Annotated in this window: 17 protein-coding genes; 8 read left to right on the top strand and 9 right to left on the bottom strand. The window is 39.0% G+C overall.

Translation table 11 applies throughout. From position 1 onward, the window contains the following. Window positions 1–7: 7 nt before the first annotated feature. The 5 genes from secA to PREBIDRAFT_RS02715 all read left to right on the top strand — a co-directional run bounded on the left by secA (window position 8) and on the right by PREBIDRAFT_RS02715 (window position 8,238). Window positions 8–3,361, top strand: coding sequence for a preprotein translocase subunit SecA (gene secA, locus PREBIDRAFT_RS02735; protein WP_004336118.1), 3,354 nt, complete (start codon window positions 8–10; stop codon window positions 3,359–3,361). 261 nt (window positions 3,362–3,622) lie between these two features. Next, complete coding sequence (locus PREBIDRAFT_RS02730; RefSeq protein ID WP_004336120.1) at window positions 3,623–5,473, top strand: DNA topoisomerase 3; 1,851 nt, start codon at window positions 3,623–3,625, stop codon at window positions 5,471–5,473. Window positions 5,474–5,484: 11 nt separating this feature from the next. Then, window positions 5,485–6,840: a methyltransferase RsmF C-terminal domain-like protein gene (locus PREBIDRAFT_RS02725; RefSeq protein ID WP_004336122.1), complete on the top strand. Its 1,356-nt coding sequence runs from the start codon at window positions 5,485–5,487 to the stop codon at window positions 6,838–6,840. A 21-nt stretch (window positions 6,841–6,861) separates the two neighbouring features. Next, window positions 6,862–7,656 carry a thymidylate synthase gene (locus tag PREBIDRAFT_RS02720; RefSeq protein WP_004336124.1) on the top strand — a complete coding sequence of 265 codons (795 nt, stop codon included), beginning with the start codon at window positions 6,862–6,864 and terminating at the stop codon, window positions 7,654–7,656. Window positions 7,657–7,749: 93 nt separating this feature from the next. After that, complete coding sequence (locus PREBIDRAFT_RS02715; RefSeq protein WP_004336126.1) at window positions 7,750–8,238, top strand: dihydrofolate reductase; 489 nt, start codon at window positions 7,750–7,752, stop codon at window positions 8,236–8,238. A 4-nt stretch (window positions 8,239–8,242) separates the two neighbouring features. Here the strand turns inward: PREBIDRAFT_RS02715 and PREBIDRAFT_RS02710 are convergent, their stop codons facing one another. The 9 genes from PREBIDRAFT_RS02710 to PREBIDRAFT_RS02670 form a co-directional block, all read right to left on the bottom strand. Next, window positions 8,243–8,443 (bottom strand): helix-turn-helix transcriptional regulator, encoded by a 201-nt coding sequence (locus PREBIDRAFT_RS02710; RefSeq protein WP_004336128.1) that lies wholly within the window; start codon window positions 8,441–8,443, stop codon window positions 8,243–8,245. Beyond that, window positions 8,433–8,918 (bottom strand): hypothetical protein, encoded by a 486-nt coding sequence (locus PREBIDRAFT_RS02705; protein WP_004339113.1) that lies wholly within the window; start codon window positions 8,916–8,918, stop codon window positions 8,433–8,435. Before PREBIDRAFT_RS02705 ends, PREBIDRAFT_RS02710 begins: the two co-directional genes overlap by 11 nt. Window positions 8,919–9,054: 136 nt before the next feature. After that, a complete protein-coding gene (gene folK, locus PREBIDRAFT_RS02700; protein WP_004336132.1) occupies window positions 9,055–9,465 on the bottom strand; it encodes a 2-amino-4-hydroxy-6-hydroxymethyldihydropteridine diphosphokinase in 411 nt (136 codons plus the stop codon). A 6-nt stretch (window positions 9,466–9,471) separates the two neighbouring features. Beyond that, a complete protein-coding gene (locus tag PREBIDRAFT_RS02695; protein WP_004336133.1) occupies window positions 9,472–10,656 on the bottom strand; it encodes an S-adenosylmethionine:tRNA ribosyltransferase-isomerase in 1,185 nt (394 codons plus the stop codon). Window positions 10,657–10,665: 9 nt separating this feature from the next. Further along, on the bottom strand, window positions 10,666–11,373 hold the full coding sequence (gene truB / locus PREBIDRAFT_RS02690) for a tRNA pseudouridine(55) synthase TruB (RefSeq protein WP_004336136.1): 708 nt from the start codon (window positions 11,371–11,373) through the stop codon (window positions 10,666–10,668). A 30-nt stretch (window positions 11,374–11,403) separates the two neighbouring features. Then, a complete protein-coding gene (locus PREBIDRAFT_RS02685) occupies window positions 11,404–12,261 on the bottom strand; it encodes an undecaprenyl-diphosphate phosphatase (RefSeq protein ID WP_004336138.1) in 858 nt (285 codons plus the stop codon). After that, window positions 12,261–12,497 (bottom strand): DUF3098 domain-containing protein, encoded by a 237-nt coding sequence (locus PREBIDRAFT_RS02680; protein WP_004336142.1) that lies wholly within the window; start codon window positions 12,495–12,497, stop codon window positions 12,261–12,263. Before PREBIDRAFT_RS02680 ends, PREBIDRAFT_RS02685 begins: the two co-directional genes overlap by 1 nt. Before the next feature lie 26 nt (window positions 12,498–12,523). After that, entirely contained in the window at window positions 12,524–13,402 is an 879-nt protein-coding gene (locus PREBIDRAFT_RS02675; protein WP_004339110.1) for a cell division protein FtsX, read from the bottom strand. A 299-nt stretch (window positions 13,403–13,701) separates the two neighbouring features. Further along, window positions 13,702–14,562 (bottom strand): patatin-like phospholipase family protein, encoded by an 861-nt coding sequence (locus PREBIDRAFT_RS02670; RefSeq protein WP_004336148.1) that lies wholly within the window; start codon window positions 14,560–14,562, stop codon window positions 13,702–13,704. Window positions 14,563–14,653: 91 nt separating this feature from the next. Between PREBIDRAFT_RS02670 and PREBIDRAFT_RS02665 the strand changes: the two genes are divergently transcribed. The 3 genes from PREBIDRAFT_RS02665 (at window position 14,654) to recJ (ending at window position 19,169) form a co-directional block, all read left to right on the top strand. Next, complete coding sequence (locus tag PREBIDRAFT_RS02665) at window positions 14,654–16,054, top strand: aminopeptidase P family protein (RefSeq protein WP_004336150.1); 1,401 nt, start codon at window positions 14,654–14,656, stop codon at window positions 16,052–16,054. Window positions 16,055–16,148: 94 nt separating this feature from the next. Next, a complete protein-coding gene (locus PREBIDRAFT_RS02660; protein WP_004339108.1) occupies window positions 16,149–17,351 on the top strand; it encodes a C1 family peptidase in 1,203 nt (400 codons plus the stop codon). A gap of 93 nt (window positions 17,352–17,444) precedes the next feature. Next, window positions 17,445–19,169 carry a single-stranded-DNA-specific exonuclease RecJ gene (gene recJ, locus PREBIDRAFT_RS02655; RefSeq protein ID WP_004336153.1) on the top strand — a complete coding sequence of 575 codons (1,725 nt, stop codon included), beginning with the start codon at window positions 17,445–17,447 and terminating at the stop codon, window positions 19,167–19,169. Window positions 19,170–19,191: the final 22 nt, after the last annotated feature.

Here is a 19,191-nt window from a genome sequence, read left to right as displayed (position 1 = left end):
AAAAGTAATGAATTTCAACAAAATATTAAAAGCATTATTCGGAGATAAGTCATCACGCGATTTAAAGCTTATCCAGCCATTTGTAGACAAAGTAAAGGCGGCATACCCTGAAATACAAGCACTTAGCAACGATGAACTTCGTGCTAAGACAAAAGAAATACAGCAGTATGTACAAAATGCAGGTAAAGAGCAACGCGAGAAGATAACAGAGCTTCGCGCAACCATCGAAGAAACACCGTTAGAAGAGCGCGAAACTATTTTTGCACAAATAGATAAGATTGAGAAAGAAGCACTCGACAATTACGAAACAGCCTTGAACGAGGTAATGCCAGTAGCTTTCTCTATTGTAAAAGATACCGCTCGCCGATTTGCAGAAAACGAAGAAACAGTGGTTACTGCAACTGATTTCGACCGTGATCTTGCTGCTGATCCTACCAAGGACTTTGTTTCTATTGAAGGCGACAAGGCTTACTACCATAATCATTGGACTGCTGGTGGCAACGACTTGAAGTGGGAAATGATACACTATGATGTACAGCTCTTCGGTGGTACTGTGCTTCATCAGGGTAAGATTGCTGAAATGGCAACAGGTGAAGGTAAGACCCTTGTTTCTACCCTACCTGTATTCTTAAATGCGCTGACTGGCAATGGTGTTCACGTTGTAACAGTGAACGACTACTTAGCTAAGCGCGACTCTGAATGGATGGGGCCTTTGTACGAATTTCACGGACTTTCAGTAGATTGTATCGACAAAACTCAACCTAACTCTGAAGAACGCCGTCGTGCTTATCAAGCAGATATTACTTTTGGAACTAACAATGAGTTTGGTTTCGACTACCTCCGCGATAATATGGCAACATCGCCAGCCGACTTAGTGCAACGTCAGCACAACTACGCTATTGTCGATGAGGTCGACTCTGTTTTGATTGACGATGCGCGTACACCTCTTATTATTAGTGGTCCTGTTCCAAAGGGCGACGATCAGATGTTTGAGGAGTACCAACCATTGGTACAAAACCTATATGAAGTGCAGCGCAAGCAAGCTACAGAATTGCTTTCGGAAGCTCGCCAAAAGATTAGTGAGGGGTTAAAGATGGGCAGTAGCAAGGAAGCCTCTGCAGTGTTAGAAGAAGGTTTCTTAGCGCTTTATCGCTCTTATAAGGCTTTGCCTAAGAATAAGGCTTTGATTAAATTCTTATCAGAAGAAGGTATCAAGGCTGGTATGCTCAAGACTGAAGAGTACTACATGGCTAACAATAACCGTGAAATGCCAAAAGCGGTAGAACCTCTTTACTTCGTAACAGAAGAAAAGATGAACTCTTGCGACTTAACAGATAGGGGTACAGCATGGTTAGCAGAACAAGTAAATGATGCTAAGCTGTTCATATTGCCAGACATTACTACTGAGCTTTCTGCGCTTGAAAAGCAAAAAGACGATAAGGTTTTGACTGAGCAGGAGTACATCGACAAGAAAGATGAAATGATGAACCATTATGGTGTTCAGAGCGAGCGTGTTCATACGTTGCAACAGTTGTTGAAAGCTTACACCATGTTTAATAAAGACGACGAGTATGTTGTTTTAAACGGTGAAGTCAAGATTGTCGATGAGCAAACAGGTCGTATCATGGAAGGTCGTCGCTGGAGCGATGGTCTACACCAAGCTGTAGAGGCTAAGGAACATGTTAAGATAGAGGCTGCTACACAAACCTTTGCAACAATTACGCTACAGAACTACTTCCGTATGTACCACAAGTTAGCAGGTATGACAGGTACCGCTTCTACCGAGTCGGGAGAGTTTTGGGATATTTATAAACTAGATGTAGTTGAAATCCCTACCAACCGTCCTATTGCACGCCATGACCTTGAGGATCGTGTTTATAAGACAGCACGTGAGAAGTATGCGGCTGTTATTGAGGAAATAGAAGCGATGCGCAATGCTGGTCGCCCTACGCTAGTAGGTACAACCTCTGTCGAGATCAGTGAGCTTTTGAGTAAAATGTTGAATATGCGCAAAATCCCTCATCAGGTATTGAATGCTAAACAACACTTGAAAGAAGCACAGATTGTTGCAGAAGCTGGTCGCTCTACTGATGGGTTAGGTGCGGTAACGATTGCTACTAATATGGCTGGTCGTGGTACCGACATTAAGCTTACACAAGAAGTAAAGGATGCTGGTGGTTTGGCTATCATTGGTACTGAGCGCCACGAAAGCCGTCGTGTTGACCGTCAGTTGCGTGGTCGTGCAGGGCGTCAGGGCGATCCTGGATCTTCTGTATTCTATGTTTCGCTAGAAGATAAACTGATGCGTTTGTTTGGATCTGAACGCATAGCAAAAGTTATGGATCGTCTTGGTTTTGAAGAGGGCGAACGTATCGAAAGTTCTATGATCTCTAACAGTATTGAACGTGCGCAAAAGAAGGTTGAAGAAAACAACTTCGGTATTCGTAAGCGTTTGTTGGAATACGATGACGTAATGAATAAGCAGCGCACTGTTATCTATGAGAAGCGTAGGCATGCTTTGATGGGTGAGCGTATTGGTATGGACATTTCTAATACCATTTGGGATCGTTGTGTAAGCATTATTGACACCAATAATTATGAAGGTTGCGTAGAAGATTTCTTGAAAGTAATGGCTATGGAATGCCCATTTACTGAGGAAGACTTTGACACTGTTCGTCGTGAAGAACTTTATGAGAAGGCTTTCCAAGAAGCAATGAAGAACTTTGAGCGCAAGACTGAACGCATTCAAACTGTGGCATGGCCTATTATTAAAGAGGTATATGAGAACCAAGGATCTATCTACCAGCGTATTATGGTGCCTATTACCGATGGCAAGCGTGTATATAACATTCCTTGCGACTTAAAGGAAGCATACGAGACGGAAGCTAAATCGGTTGTTAAGCAATTTGAGAAGAGCGTGCTTCTAAGTATCATCGATGATGATTGGAAAGAAAATCTTCGCCAGCTTGACGAGCTTCGCCACTCTGTACAGAATGCTTCTTACGAGCAGAAAGATCCATTGTTGATCTTTAAATTGGAAAGTGTGAAACTATGGGACAATATGATCAACGATCTTAACAATCGCGCAGCAAGCGTATTGATGCGTGGTCAGATCCCAGAGATGCAAGCAGAAGCTCCTATAGAAGAAGCTGCTCCAGAAGCTCCAACACCAAAGTATGTTGAGCAAAAGGAAGAAATCTTCGATAAAGATCAAGCGAGAGCAGCAGCTCAAGATACACGTGAGACAGCTAGTAGTGCTAACCACACTCCATACGTAGCAGAAAAGACTCCACGCCCTAACGACCCATGTCCATGCGGTAGTGGTAAGAAGTTTAAGAATTGTCATGGTCGCAACTTGTAATAGTCCAACCATATAACACGTTACAGAAGAGGATAAGGCTTACGAGTTTTATCCTCTTTCTGCTAGATAAAAATCCTATATATATTGATTATATATAAAAAGATGCGTATAATATTTTTTATTCTCAACTCCCAACTCTCAACTAGATTGACTACCTTTGCATAAGATAGGCTGCATTCGGCAAATTATAAACAAGTTTATTTTGCACTCATTTGCACTATCTTTGCATAAGATTTAAGTAATCTAAAAACAAAACAAAGAATGAAAGTTTGCATAGCAGAGAAACCCAGTGTAGCACGAGATATTGCACGTATTCTTGGAGCTACTAATCAAAAGGATGGTTACCTAGAAGGCAATGGCTATCAGGTAACATGGACATTCGGACACCTATGCGAACTGAAAGAACCAAACGATTATAGTGAAAATTGGAAGCGTTGGAGTTTAGCAGCTTTACCGATGATCCCACCCAGATTTGGTATAAAGGTTATCCCTGATGAAGGAATTAAGAAACAATTTTCTATTATAGAGAAACTTTACCAGCAAGCTGATGAGATTATCAATTGTGGTGATGCTGGACAAGAAGGAGAGTTGATACAGCGATGGGTAATGCAAAAAGCGGGTGTTAGTTGCCCTGTTAAACGTTTGTGGATTTCATCAATGACTGATGAGGCCATACGCGAAGGGTTTCAAAATCTAAAAGATCAAGACCAATATCAACCGCTTTATCTCGCAGGATTATCGCGTGCCATAGGCGATTGGCTCTTAGGTATGAACGCCACACGCCTTTATACGCTTAAATATGGCAATAATGGCTTTGGAAAAAATGCGCAAGTACTGTCTATTGGGCGTGTACAAACCCCTACTCTAGCACTTATTGTTCAGCGACAAAAAGAGATCGACAACTTTAAGCCTGAACCTTATTGGGTGCTTGCTACTATTTATCGCGGCACACAGTTTACAGCTACTAAAGGGAAATTTACATCGAAAGAAGAGGGTGAACAAGCTTTTTCTACCATAGAAGGAAAAACATTCGAGATTACAAGCGTAACGAAGAAGAAAGGCACAGAGCAGCCCAAACAGCTCTATGACCTTACCTCGCTACAGGTGGATTGTAATCGTAAGTATGGCTATTCGGCAGAGATGACACTCAATCTTATCCAAGCACTTTACGAGAAAAAAATAACTACTTATCCTCGTGTAGACACACAGTATCTTTCTGATGACATTTATCCTAAGTGTCCTCAGATAATGAACGGTATCTTCCAAACTAAATTTGCAGGTGTGGCACCATATACCAATCTAATAAAAACACTTGGAGGAAAACCTCTACTAAAATCAAAGCGTGTGTTCGATACATCAAAGGTTACCGACCACCATGCCATAATCCCTACAGGTATTGTGCCTCAAGGATTGTCTGATGCAGAACAACATATATTTGATCTGATAGCTAGACGATTTATTTCTGTATTTTATCCTGATTGTAAATTCTCTACTACAACGGTGCTTGGACAAGTAGATACCATTGAATTTAAAGCTTCAGGCAAAGAAATTCTTGTTCAAGGCTGGCATGTTTGCTATGCAAAAGAACAGGGGCAAGACAATAGTGAAGAACTAAAAGATAAAACCGAAGAAGCACTCTTACCCACATTTGTCAAAGGAGAGAGTGGTTCTCATTCTCCAACGCTTACAGAAAAACAGACGATTCCTCCTAAGCATTATACCGAGGCTTCACTGCTTCGTGCAATGGAAACGGCTGGTAAGCTAGTAGACGATGATACCCTTAGAGCTGCTCTTAAAGAGAATGGCATTGGGCGACCATCTTCACGTGCGGGTATCATTGAAACGCTCTTCAAACGTCATTACATTCGCCGAAAGAAGAAGAACCTTGAAGCAACAGAAACGGGCATAGCACTTATTGATACCATACAAGAAAAGCTACTAACCTCGGCTGAGCTGACTGGTATTTGGGAGAAGAAACTTCGTGATATTGAGGCACGAAAATATGATGCAGCTACATTTATCAATGAGCTTAAAGAACAAATAAATACGATTGTGTGTGAAGTTCTAGCTGATAATAGCAATAGAAAAATTGCTCACAACGAGGCAAAATAAAACTGTTTACGATGATAAAACTTCCTGAAGCATTCGAGACATATACACGTAACTTAATGGGCGAAGAACTATATAACACGCTCATTAGGGGATTAAACGAAGAGGATTATCCTACTAGTATCCGACTTAATCCTTATAAGCCTTGCCGTGTTAATTTGGAAATTGTGAAAGCTCCAGTACCATGGTGTAAGGATGCTTACTATCTCAACACACGACCTGCATTCACTTTCGATCCTCTATTTCATGCAGGAAGCTATTATGTGCAGGAAGCATCATCTATGTTTATAGATCAAATCATACGACAATATATAACAGAACCGATTTTAGCACTGGATCTTTGTGCTGCCCCCGGAGGGAAAACGACCTGTGTACGTGCGGCTTTGCCTAAAGAGAGTATTCTTATTGCAAATGAACCTATGTGCAAACGTGCGCAAATTCTTTCAGAGAATATCTTAAAGTTCGGACACGATAACGTTGCTGTAACCAATAATTACCCTAAAGATTTTCAAAAAACAAAGCTTCTCTTTGATCTTATCATAGCCGATGTGCCATGTTCTGGCGAAGGAATGTTTCGTAAAGATGCCAATGCTATTGAGGAGTGGAGTGAGGAAAATGTAGAGAAATGTTGGCGTTTACAGCGTTCTATCATTGAGGATATTTGGGACAATCTAAAGCCTGGAGGAATTCTTATTTACAGCACTTGCACCTTTAATGCGCATGAAAATGAAGAAAATGTGGCATGGATACTCTCACAATTCAATGCAGAAAGTATTCCTGTAGAAGTGAAAGAAGATTGGAATATCACAGGATCTCTGATTGGAAATCCTTTCCAATATAAAGAGTTACACTCATCATCTCCTAATATGCAATCTCCGATATGTCATTCGAATTTCTTCGTATATCGCTTTATCCCTGGGAAAACACAAGGTGAGGGCTTATTCATGGCGGCTTTGAGGAAGAATATCAATGACGCTCATTGTGTCAGTACACCTTTCAGTTTTGCTTCAGAGCAAAGGGATAAGGTTGTCAATAAGCTAAAGAAACTCAAGGTAATAAACTTTGGTCCTAAAGAAGGTATCTTAAAAGGAAAAAACATTATACCAGATACAAGTATGGCTCTTTCTGCTTTTGCTGACAATTCGGAATATCCACAAGTGGAGATTGATTATACTACTAGCATTAATTACCTACGTCATGAAGCCATCACTCTGGCTAACAATGCGCCATGTGGTATTGTAGTCCTAACATACAAAGGGCATCCACTAGGCTTTGCTAAAAATCTTGGCAATAGAGCAAACAACCTTTATCCGCAGGAATGGCGCATCAAAAGTACGTATATTCCAGAAGAACCAATCATTGTAAGATAAGATACAAGTAAAAATAAAATAATGAAACAATACTTAGACTTGCTACGCCGCATCACTACAGAAGGTGTGAAAAAAGAAGATAGAACAGGTACAGGAACGCTTTCTGTGTTTGGGCATCAAATGCGCTTTAATATGGCTGATGGGTTTCCTTTGCTCACTACAAAGAAACTCCATTTAAAGAGTATCATTTACGAATTATTGTGGTTTCTTAATGGTGATACCAATGTAAAGTATCTTCAAGAGCATGGTGTACGAATATGGAATGAATGGGCAGATGAAAATGGCGATTTAGGTCCTATTTATGGTCATCAATGGCGTTCGTGGCCAGATTATAAAGGTGGGGCTATCGATCAAATAAAGAATGTTTTAGAGCAAATCAAAAATACACCAGACTCACGCCGTATGCTTGTCTCTGCATGGAACCCTGCTGAAGTAGAAAATATGGCTCTCCCACCTTGCCACTGCCTTTTCCAGTTTTATGTAGCAAGTGGTAAACTATCTCTACAACTCTATCAACGTTCTGCCGATACGTTCTTAGGAGTTCCTTTCAACATTGCATCTTATGCCCTCCTTCTTCAGATGATGGCACAGGTAACAGGACTAGAGGCTGGTGAATTTATCCATACAACGGGGGATACCCACTTATATCTAAATCACCTTGAACAAGTAGAGCTTCAACTTACACGCACTCCTCGTCCTCTACCAAAAATGAACATTAATCCTGATGTTAAAGATCTCTTTAGCTTCAACTATGAAGATTTCCAACTAGAGGATTACGCCCCTTATCCACATATTTCAGGTATTGTTGCTGTATAATTCAAAGTTGAGAATTGAGCCTATTTAAGTTTAAAAGCTAATATAAAGAGGCTCAATTCTCAACTCTCAATTCTCAACTCTCAACTCTTATTTATGCACCTTTCTATTATCGTAGCCATTGCACAAAACAATGCTATTGGTTACCAAAACAAACTTATTTACTTCATCAAAGAAGATCTAAAACGCTTCAAACAGCTAACAACTGGGCATACCATTATTATGGGACGGCGCACATTTGAGTCATTACCAAAAGGAGCTTTGCCTAATCGCCGTAATATCGTACTAAGCAGAAGCGAAAAAAGCTTCCTAGGATGCGATGTTTATCCATCACTTCAGGAAGCTCTTGCATCGTGCCATAATGATGAACACGTATATATAATAGGTGGTGTTTCTGTCTATAAAGAGGCATTAACCATTGCAAATGAGTTGTGCCTTACAGAGATTGAAGCTACTCCAAAGAATGCTGACACTTTCTTTCCGCTCTTCGATCGCACTCTATATACAGAAACTTTCTGCGAAGAACACGAAGCTACAGACGATCACCCAGCGTTTAGATTTGTAAATCTTGAAAGAAGAAAATAAAACCTTACTCACCCTCTTCAAGTTCGAAAATATCATCTACACGCTTCTCAAACACACGTGCTATCTTGAGGCTAAGTAGTGTAGAAGGAACATATTTCTCACTCTCTATTGCTACTATCGTTTGTCGAGACACACCTATGAGCTCGGCAAGTTGTGCTTGTGTCATTCTCCTAATAGCCCGTTGCACACGAATATTATTCTTCATTGCTATTCCTCCTCATTTGATACAAATATAGTTGAAAACGTATAATGAAAAGCACATGGAACAATATGAAAGCAAAGAGAACTACATAGAGATAAACAAAGCCAAAACAAAACCATGTAGCTAGAATTAAAAAGAGAGTAAATACTTTAAAAGACCAAACCAAGGCACGTAAACGTAAGCTATACATAAACTCATCTTCTTCTGCCTCTTTTGAAAAACAAATAATAGAGAGTGAACCTAACGTAAGGATATACAATAACTCAAATAACATGCCTTCATTATTAAGCCTTATAATAGGGCTATTACCAAAAGGACCTACTCCTACTGCTAATGTAGTAAAGTTAATAGTAGAATCATCTAACCAATTTAAGCTATCAATACCAAGCATCATTAATACCAATAGAATAAAACAAGGAACAAGCATACAGTAAGCAAACTTTTTGTACGCATGTGGAAAAAGAAATTCAGATTTCATAAGCTTAATTATTTAGTACACAACACAAAAATACAGTAAACTTTCCATAAAGTCAAGTTTACTATACATAAAATCTGATATATTTAAATTTATTTAAGCAAATAGTGTTGCTTTAACTTTAGTATTAACACTCCTTTTATTCTATTCTAATCTCGCTTAGTGGCTTCATAACAAACTCACGTTCAAGCATCTTGGGATGAGGAATAATAAGTTGTGGAGTATTAATATGCAGATCATCATAAAAAAGAATATCAATATCCATTGGTCGATCGGAATAATGCCCATCTACCGACTTCTTTGTTCTCCCCATTTCCTTTTCAATTGCTTGTGTGGTATTTAAAACTTTCCATACAGAAAGTTCAGTTTCAACCTTTACACAAGCATTAAGGAAAGTATTATTGCTTACAAACCCCCAAGGCTCTGTTTCATAGAAAGAAGATTGGCACAAAATTGTGCCAATCTTCTTATTTATCTGATCTATTGCCTCAAGCATTAATGCGTGCTTATCGCCAAGATTAGTGCCAAGGGCAAGGTAAATAGTGTGCATCGTCCTCTAATCGTTCAGTATTAACATAGAATCGCCAAAACTTCCGAACATATAGCCATTCTTAACAGCTAAATCGTATGCCTCCATGATAAGATCATAACCACCGAAAGCCGCTGTTTCCATCAAAAGAACAGAATATGGATGATAAAAGTTTACAAGCATAGAATCAGCCAAGCCAAAGTTGTATGGAGGGAAAATAAACTTATTAGTCCACCCATCATACTCTTTTAGCAATCCATCTGTGCCTACAGATGACTCACAAGCTTTAACGACACTAGCCCCAACAGCACATAATTTATGACCTCCTAGCTTTGTCTTATTTACTATTTCACAAGCCTCTGCATTGATGTGCATCTCCTCTGAATCCATCTTATGCTTGGTCAAGTCTTCCACTTCAATATCGTGAAAACTGCCCAAACCGCAATGCAAGGTAACAAAAGCACTTTTCAAGCCTTTTATTTCCATCATCTTCATCATGTGTTCTGAGAAGTGGATATTCGTACCAGGAGCTGATACTGCACCTTCATTCTTTGCAAATACCGATTGGAAATTCTCTAAATCATCCGCTGTAGCATGCGCAAATTCTTCTCCTTCTTCCTTAGGACGATTATCAATTATGTAGCGTGGCAATGGAGCTTCACCCAATGCAAAGAGTTCACGCTTAAATTCTTCATGATCACAATCGTAAAGGAAGCGAAGTGTACGACCACGTGAAGTAGTATTATCAATCACCTCTGCCACCATAGTTCCCGACTCGTCAAAGAACAGTTTATTACCAATACGGATTTTACGAGCAGGCTCTACAAGAACATCCCATAAACGCATTTCAGCATTCAATTCGCGCAAAAGGAAAACTTCTATCTTAGCATCAGTCTTCTCCTTTGTGCCATACAATCGTGCTGGGAAAACCTTTGTGTCATTAAAGATAAAGGTATCGCCCTCACCGAAATAATCTAGCACATCGCGAAAGCGTATGTAATCTTCCTCCTTAGGTTTGTCAGTAATATCACCTTTAAACATATCTATTTTACCAGATTTGCGGTGAACTACCATTAAACGACCTTCATCACGACGAACAACAGTAAACTTCTGCTCACTTCCATCTGCGCGCTTTAGCACACGTTCAGAAGAATGTGGATAGAGAGCTACTTGCTCTTCGGGTAAGTTGAATTTAAATTGTGAAAGCTTCATATCGATATTTTATTTTTCTTCGTTTTCTATTGTTTGAGTGTTCAACCATGCTTCAAATTTATCATAGTTAACACAATCGTCTACTTTTATTTCGCCTACTCGTGTTCGTCGCAAAGCAGTAAGATAAGCCCCGCTATTAATAGCTCTTCCAAAGTCTCTTGCCAATGCACGAATATAGGTTCCTTTTCCACAGACCACACGAATGGTAATCTGCATTTTATCTTGATCAAAGGTAATGAGTTCTATCTCATCTATTTGAACTGTTTTTGGCTTCAACTGCACATCTTGACCATCACGCCGCAAAGAATAAGCTCGCTGACCGTCCACTTTCACTGCACTATAAGTAGGTGGCACTTGCTGTATTTCTCCCACAAAGGTTTGTAACGTATTTTTTATCAAGTCCCCTGTAATATGCTCAATTGGAAAAGTTTCGTTCTCCTCATGTTCCATATCATAGCTAGGGGTAGTAGCTCCTAACTGCAAGGTTGCTACATATTCCTTTGTATGCGCCTGAAGCGTTTCAATGAGCTTTGTTTTCTTACCCGTAGCAAGGATTAATACACCTGTTGCTAGCGGATCGAGTGTGCCTGCATGACCTATCTTCACCTTACCGCCATTAGCTTGTGTGCAAAGATAACGCACATGAGCCAATGCCTTAAAGCTGGTAATGCCATAAGGCTTATCTATCGGAATAATTACTCCTTCTCTAAAATTCATATATATAATTAAGGTAGAGCAAAAAATCGTTTAACCGACCATATTCAAATCAACACCCATTGCCAATAATGCTAAAATGATGCCACCAACAATAATACGATACCAACCGAACATACGGAAACCATATTTTGTAAGGAAACTAACAAACCATTTCATTGCCAATAATGCCACGACAAAGGCAACAACACAGCCAAGTCCTAAAACTGTAAGGTTGTGAGTAGTAACCCAACCTGTACCCTCTTTCATTAAATCGAATAAGTCGAGTACAGTAGCTGCAGCCATTAAAGGCACTGCTACAAAGAATGAAAACTCAGCAGCACGCTTACGCGTCAAACCATTTGCCATACCACCTACAATCGTAGACATAGATCGACTCATACCAGGAATAACCGAAAGACACTGAAACAAGCCAATACGCAAAGCTCGCCTTACAGTAACTTTATTTTCTTCTCGTCCTTTATTGAAAATTTTATCGCAGAAAAGCATAAAGAAACCACCTAATACCAAGGTTATAGCAACTACAGACACCGAGTCGAGCAACCAATCGAGTAAGCCGCTTTTCTTAGCAACTAAGCCAACAATACCTGCTGGTAAACAGCCTATAAAAAGCAACCAATAAAAGTTGATAAAACGCATAAAAGGGGTTTTACCATCATCCTCCTCATAAGATGGTACATGCTTAAAACTAAAGAACTTCTTCCAATACAAACATACCACAGAAAGGATAGCCCCAAACTGGATAATGAAGGTAAAAGCATGCACAAACGGATCGCCTTGCTTTACACCTAAAAGATTTTGAGTAATAATCATATGTCCTGTCGATGATACTGGCAAGAACTCCGTCAACCCCTCGACAATGGCAATGATAATCGTTTGAATTAAAGTCATTATTCCTCTGTGTTGCCTTTAGGTTTATAAATAATAGCTCCAATAATAGACACAAAACCTATAAAGGTTACAATAGGAGCTAATGTAATGCGACGGAAGCTAAATATGTCAGTATTAAAGAAATGCTCATTAGAGCTGCTTCCACTCATTAATATAAACCCTAGGATGACAATAGCTATTCCTATTGCCATCAAGATAAAATTAGCTTTACTAAAAGCCAAGTTCTGCTTATCCATATTAAAAAATATCTGAATATGTTTTCTTAAATCTTATACAAATCTCCAGCTTTCATACGCAAGAAGCGATTGACTGATAACCATGAACACAAGGTTGCAATAAAGATACCAAAACCTAGCATAATTACTGCTGTTATCAACAATATTCCCCATGAAAGCACAGTGGTGATCTCTGGCTCGTATGTGTACAAAGAGAATACACAACCACCCAAAACCAAAATCGCTATCAACCCAGAAACAAAGCCTTGCAATACGGCACGTTTCAAGAAAGGTGCACGAATATAATTCCATGATGCACCAACGAGTTTCATCGTATGAATGGAGAAACGGCGTGCATAAACGCTCAAGCGGATAGTGTTATTGATCAACGAAAATGAAACGATAGTAAGCAAAATAGCGATCACTACTAGTACAATTCCTATCTTGCTTAGCATATCATTTACACTCTTTACGAGATCTTGGCGATAAGTAACATCGCTCACACCACGATGCGATTTTAAATCTTTTGCAATCCAAGCAATAGAATCGTTATTAGCATAATCAGCTTTCAAGTTTACCTCTATCTCTCCCGTAAAAGGGTTCTGACCAGCAAATTCAGCAGGGTTAGCACCAAGCTCTTTTGTTCCATCTGCTAATGCTTGTTCTTTGCTTGTATAATTAGCAACATTCACAAAACATTCTGATTTTACTTGCTGATATAAAGTAGCAGCTTCTTGCTCGTCCATATCAGGCTGTAAGATCATCGTAATACTTAGATTTTCTTTCACAAAAGAACTCAAGTTCCTACTAGTAAACACTGTAAGAACCACCATTCCTATTAATATTAACACCATAGCAGTGCTAATACAAAGAGTTACTATTTGTAAACTATGCTGTTTGCGGGCTTTATTTCGCTTTTTTACCATATTCATCAAAGGGTATAATACACCAAAATTTCCACAAAGTTACTTTAAAATCAGGGAATCACAAAAGAAATTATGCTTTATTTAGACTATTCAAAAAGTTTATAAATAAACAGCTTTCCTTATAGCATAGGTTTATAGTAACTTTATTACACTATCAACTAGTACTATAATTTATCCTTCACCCATAAAAGCATAAAATCCCTTTGCAATGTAAAAGGTAATCCTTTGCCATAGTAAGAGCTATTTCTTTTCGAGAACATAGCAAAATAAAAAGACAATTACACCTATATCCAACCTAATTATCCTATTCTGTTTTGCTTAACAAAAAATTCACCTAGTTGAAATCCTTCATTATACAAAGCTTCCAATTTTGCAGTATCTTTTTCCATTCTACTCACTTCTACAGGATGCTCAGGGCGAATGACTATAATTTTGCCTGCTGCTTCAAGCTGATCCACTAGTTTAAGTTGAGCATTATAAACAGCTATTCGCCGACTTAATACTTTACGTAAATTAGGATAATTGCGATAAAGGAAAGGTGGGATTTTTATATCACGACCACTGTTGCGCCACCCTTTGTTTCGTGTGCATACCACAACATTTGTTTCGTGTCCTTTATCAATAGCACGTTCTATAGGAATTGAATCGACAATACCTCCATCAAGCATTGGAACACCATCAATATTAACAATCTTACTAACAAAAGGCAAACTTGAAGAAGCTCTGGCTAATTTATTTACCCTCTGTATATTACCTTCAGTTTCTTCCAAATACTCAGCTTTTCCCGTTAAACAATTCGTCGTAACAAATTCGAAGGAACATCCTCGACTGATATTATTAAAATACTCGGTATAATCGAAAGGAATAAGCTCCAAAGGAAACTTCTCATACAATAGCTTTGGATCAAAAATACAGCCTTGAGTAATCAAATGGCGCAAACCAATATAGTTATATTTGTTGAGCATTTCTATATTTGATATACGTGCACGGCAAGGTTGGCGACTCATATACGATAAGCCATTACATGCCCCTGCCGACACTGCTACAATATACTGAAACCATTGTCCATACATCATAAAAGCATCTAAAACGCCCGATGTAAAAACGCCACGCATCCCACCACCTTCTAAAACAAGCCCTGTATTCTTATTTATTTGCATAAAGTTTCGAATTTTTACATGACAAAGTTACATAATTAAAATGAAATTACTTATCTTTGCAGCATAATCAATATACTATAAAACTTACAACATGTTTAGCAAAGATACATACATAGAAAGGCGTAATGAGCTAAAAAAGCTTGTTAAAAGTGGTATCATTGTTTTATTTGGAAATAATGACTCGCCTGCAAACTGCCCTGCAAATGGATATTCTCCATTTCGACAAGATTCTTCTTTTCTCTACTACTTTGGACAACAAAGAGAGGGTTTGGTTGGTGTTATTGACGTTGATAACGACAAGGAGTTATTAATCGGTAATGATATTGATATAGAAGATATTGTTTGGTTTGGTAGTGTTGACTCTGTAAAGGATATGGCTGAAGCTGTAGGCGTAGCTGCTACTGCTCCAATGAAGCATTTAGATGAGGTATGCCAAGAGGCTATACGCTTAAAGCGTAAAATTCATTTCTTGCCACCTTATCGTGCAGACATTAAAATTCAAATCTTCGATTTGTTAGGCATTCACCCTAGCAGGCAGAAAGAAGCAGCTAGCTTAGAGTTGATTAAAGCCGTTGTCAAGATGCGATCGGTAAAGAGTGTAGCAGAGATTGAAGAGCTAGAACGTGCTGCTATTATTGGCTATAACATGCACACAACGGCAATGCGTATCACCAAGCCTGGACTAACAGAGAAGTTTGTCGCTGGTCAGATAGAAGGCATTGCTAACTCGTTAGGGTCAATGGTTTCGTTCCCTATTATCTTCTCACAACATGGTGAGATTATGCACGGAAATCCATCTATGAACATTTTGAAAGATGGACGTTTGGTATTATGCGATTGTGGCGGTGAAACGATGGAGCATTACTGCTCTGACAATACTAGAACATTTCCTGTAAATGGCAAGTTTACTCAACGTCAGTTGGATATTTATTCTGCTGTAGAGGAAGCACACGATGCCGCATTGGCTATTTCTAAGCCAGGTATGAAATATAAAGACGTACATTTTGCAGTTTGTCGCATTATCTTCGATCGTATGAAGGAACTAGGTCTAGCAAAGGGCAACACCGATGATGCGCTTGCAGCAGGCGCACATGCTATATTTTTACCACACGGCTTAGGACACATGATGGGAATGGATGTACACGATATGGAGGCACTTGACCAAATTAATGTTGGCTTTGACGAAGAAACACGCCCTAACCTAGAACAGTTTGGTACTAACGCTTTACGTATGGGAAGACGTTTGGAAGAAGGCTTTGTGGTTACTGATGAGCCTGGTATCTACTTTATTCCTGATCTTATTGACGATTGGAGAGCAAGTGGATATTGTGCAGACTTCTTAAACTTCGATGATCTTGACAAGTATAAGGACTTTGGAGGTATTCGTATAGAGGACGACATCTTAATTACAAAAGACGGTTGTCGCTTCATTGGTAAAGACAGAATTCCTTATCATCCAAAGGATATTGAGGATTATATGGCTTCGAATTAATAACTAACTATTTATTAACTATAAAATTTAAAACCTCTAATAAGACTCAAAGATTATAAAAAGACAGAGTTTGAAAGGGGCTAAAAAAAGAAGTATGAATAAAATTCTAACATTGACAGCTGCCGTTCTTTTTGCGACATCTGTAAGTGCAGCCGATCAAAAGGAAGCTGCAAAGGCTAACAAGCCTGTATTTACTATTGTAAAGGAGAACCCTATTACAAGTATTAAGGATCAAAATCGTTCAGGTACTTGTTGGGACTACTCTACTTTAAGTTTCTTTGAAGCAGAGATCTTAAAAAAGACAGGCAAAACTTATGATCTATGCGAGAGCTTTGTTGCTAACAAAAACTATATGGATCGTGCTAAAACCGTTGTTCGTATGCACGGTGATGCTCAGTTCTCTCAAGGTGGCTCGGCATATGATGTACTCTATGTTTTAAAAAATTATGGTATTTGCCCACAAGACGCTATGCCTTTCCCTGGTTCTTTGACAGGCGACTCTCTTTATAACTTCAATGAGTTCTTCTCTGTTATGGAACCTTATGTAAAAGCTGTTGCTACTAATAAGGCTCCTAAGATTTCTAACCAATGGAAACAAGGATTACAGTCTATTTTAGATGCTTATCTTGGTAAGTGTCCAGAAAGTTTCACTTACAAAGGCAAGACCTACACTCCAAAGTCTTTTGCTGCTAGTCTTGGACTAAATTGGAACGATTATGAAACATTTACCTCTTATACCCACCATCCTTTCTATACAGCATTCCCTGTAGAGGTACAAGACAACTGGCGTCAGCCTGCTTCATGGAACTTACCTATGGAAGAAATGATGAAGATCATTGATAACGCTGTTATGAATGGTTACACTATTGCATGGGGTGGTGATGTTAGTGAACCAGGGTTCACTCGCGATGGTCTTGCATACATGGTTGATGGCAAGAAGATTCAAAGCACTAAAGGTAGCGATATGGCTCGTTGGTTGGGTCTTTCTGCTGCTAAGAAAAAAGATATCATTGCCGAACTTGGCGTTAACGTGCCAGAAGTAAAGGCTTCACAAGAGCTACGTCAGGAACGTTTTGATAATTGGGAACTTACTGATGATCACGGTATGGTAATCTTTGGTATTGCTAAAGATCAGAATGGCAAGGAATACTATATGGTAAAGAATTCTTGGGGTGAAACAGGTGCTTATAAAGGTATTTGGTATATCACAAAGACCTTCATTGCAGCAAACACAATGGACTTCATGGTTAACAAGAATGCAGTGCCAAAGGATATTCGTAAGAAGCTAGGCATATAATATTGTTAGATCAAAAGAAAATATTAAAAGCGTAAATCTTAACCGATTTACGCTTTTTTTTGTAACTTTACAGCTGAAACAAATTTAAACAAAATGCACTTTACGTGGAAACATATATCACCAACTCAGCAAGAAGAGAGTGCTGCTAAGGAATTAGGAGAGAAGTTGAGCATTAGCCCTATACTCGCCCTTATTCTAATAAGGCGTGGCATCACTACTGAAAGTGCAGCTAAACGCTTCTTTCGTCCGCAGTTAGCCGACTTAATTAATCCGTTTCTAATGAAGGATATGGATGCTGCCGTCGATCGTTTGAATGATGCTATGGGGCGTAAAGAACGTATTCTTGTTTATGGCGATTATGATGTAGATGGATGTACATCGGTAGCATTGGTTTATAAATTCTTGCGTCAATATTATTCAAATATTGATTATTATATTCCAGATCGCTATGAAGAAGGCTATGGAGTAAGCAAAAAAGGTATTGATTTTGCTAAAGAAACAAGTGTAAAGCTAATCATTATTCTCGACTGTGGCATCAAAGCTATAGAAGAGATTACTTATGCAAAGGAGCAAGGCATCGACTTTATTATCTGCGATCACCACGTACCTGACGAAATAATGCCTCCAGCTGTAGCTATTCTTAACCCTAAACGCAAAGATGATAGTTATCCTTTTAAGCATCTTTGTGGTTGTGGTGTGGGCTTCAAGTTTATGCAAGCTTTTGCAAAGAATAATAATATTCCTTTTTCTAGGCTTGTTCCCCTACTCGACTTTTGTGCTGTAAGCATAGCAGCCGACTTAGTTCCTGTTGTAGATGAAAACCGAATTTTAGCCTATCATGGGTTAAAACAATTGAATCAAAACCCTAGTCTCGGCTTGAAAGCTATTATTGATATTTGTGGGCTATCAGAACGTGAACTAGAGATGAGCGACATTATTTTTAAGATAGGACCTCGTATCAATGCTAGTGGACGTATGGAAACAGGCAAAGAGAGTGTAGATCTTCTTGTAGAACGCGACTTTGCTGAAGCTGTAAAAGCAGCTAAACACATTGACGAATATAACGAACAGCGTAAGGGCGTGGATCGTCAGATGACAGAAGAAGCAAACAATATTGTAGAGCGCTTGGAAAACCAGAAACATCAATCGAGTATTGTACTGTATGATGAGCATTGGAAAAAAGGTGTGGTAGGTATTGTAGCTTCACGATTAACTGAAATCTATTTTCGCCCAACTATTGTCCTTACTAAAGATGGAGAGTATGCTACAGGATCAGCTCGTAGTGTGGCAGGCTTTGATATCTACGAGGCTATAAAAAGCTGTCGAGACCTATTAATCAATTTTGGAGGTCATACTTATGCTGCAGGCTTAACCCTTAAATGGGCTGATGTAAAAACTTTCCGTGAACGATTACAAGCCTTTATTGACAACCATATTCAGCCACATCAGCAAGAACCAATTCTTAATATTGATGCCAATATTGATTTTAAGGACATTACTAAGAAATTGCATAACGATTTAAAGCGCTTTGCTCCCTTTGGTCCTAGCAATCCTAAACCAATATTCTCGACAGAAGGTGTATACGATTTTGGTACTAGCAAAGTGGTGGGTAGAGAGCAAGAACATATTAAATTAGAGCTTGTTGACTCGAAATCAAACAACGTAATGAATGGTATTGCCTTCGGACAAAGTGCCTCTGCAAGATATATTAAATCGAAGCGATCGTTTGACATCGCGTTTACTATTGAGGAGAATGTGTTCAAACGCAATCTAGTGCAATTACAAATAGAAGATATTCGACGTACCGAGAGTGAATAGTTTTTTTCTTTTCCGCTTTTTA

Source organism: Prevotella bivia DSM 20514, from assembly GCF_000262545.1.
GTDB classification, from domain to species: Bacteria; Bacteroidota; Bacteroidia; order Bacteroidales; family Bacteroidaceae; genus Prevotella; species Prevotella bivia.
Note: the sequence above shows the minus strand (reverse complement) of the source record. Positions and strands in the feature narration are given on the sequence as shown.

Excerpts from the sequence above, each read along its gene's own strand:
- secA (WP_004336118.1), top strand. The coding sequence starts at position 8 with ATGAATTTCAACAAAATATTAAAAGCATTATTCGGAGATAAGTCATCA.
- PREBIDRAFT_RS02730 (WP_004336120.1), top strand. The coding sequence starts at position 3,623 with ATGAAAGTTTGCATAGCAGAGAAACCCAGTGTAGCACGAGATATTGCA.
- PREBIDRAFT_RS02725 (WP_004336122.1), top strand. The coding sequence starts at position 5,485 with ATGATAAAACTTCCTGAAGCATTCGAGACATATACACGTAACTTAATG.
- PREBIDRAFT_RS02720 (WP_004336124.1), top strand. The coding sequence starts at position 6,862 with ATGAAACAATACTTAGACTTGCTACGCCGCATCACTACAGAAGGTGTG.
- PREBIDRAFT_RS02715 (WP_004336126.1), top strand. The coding sequence starts at position 7,750 with ATGCACCTTTCTATTATCGTAGCCATTGCACAAAACAATGCTATTGGT.
- PREBIDRAFT_RS02710 (WP_004336128.1), bottom strand. The coding sequence starts at position 8,443 with ATGAAGAATAATATTCGTGTGCAACGGGCTATTAGGAGAATGACACAA.
- PREBIDRAFT_RS02705 (WP_004339113.1), bottom strand. The coding sequence starts at position 8,918 with ATGAAATCTGAATTTCTTTTTCCACATGCGTACAAAAAGTTTGCTTAC.
- folK (WP_004336132.1), bottom strand. The coding sequence starts at position 9,465 with ATGCACACTATTTACCTTGCCCTTGGCACTAATCTTGGCGATAAGCAC.
- PREBIDRAFT_RS02695 (WP_004336133.1), bottom strand. The coding sequence starts at position 10,656 with ATGAAGCTTTCACAATTTAAATTCAACTTACCCGAAGAGCAAGTAGCT.
- truB (WP_004336136.1), bottom strand. The coding sequence starts at position 11,373 with ATGAATTTTAGAGAAGGAGTAATTATTCCGATAGATAAGCCTTATGGC.
- PREBIDRAFT_RS02685 (WP_004336138.1), bottom strand. The coding sequence starts at position 12,261 with ATGACTTTAATTCAAACGATTATCATTGCCATTGTCGAGGGGTTGACG.
- PREBIDRAFT_RS02680 (WP_004336142.1), bottom strand. The coding sequence starts at position 12,497 with ATGGATAAGCAGAACTTGGCTTTTAGTAAAGCTAATTTTATCTTGATG.
- PREBIDRAFT_RS02675 (WP_004339110.1), bottom strand. The coding sequence starts at position 13,402 with ATGGTAAAAAAGCGAAATAAAGCCCGCAAACAGCATAGTTTACAAATA.
- PREBIDRAFT_RS02670 (WP_004336148.1), bottom strand. The coding sequence starts at position 14,562 with ATGCAAATAAATAAGAATACAGGGCTTGTTTTAGAAGGTGGTGGGATG.
- PREBIDRAFT_RS02665 (WP_004336150.1), top strand. The coding sequence starts at position 14,654 with ATGTTTAGCAAAGATACATACATAGAAAGGCGTAATGAGCTAAAAAAG.
- PREBIDRAFT_RS02660 (WP_004339108.1), top strand. The coding sequence starts at position 16,149 with ATGAATAAAATTCTAACATTGACAGCTGCCGTTCTTTTTGCGACATCT.
- recJ (WP_004336153.1), top strand. The coding sequence starts at position 17,445 with ATGCACTTTACGTGGAAACATATATCACCAACTCAGCAAGAAGAGAGT.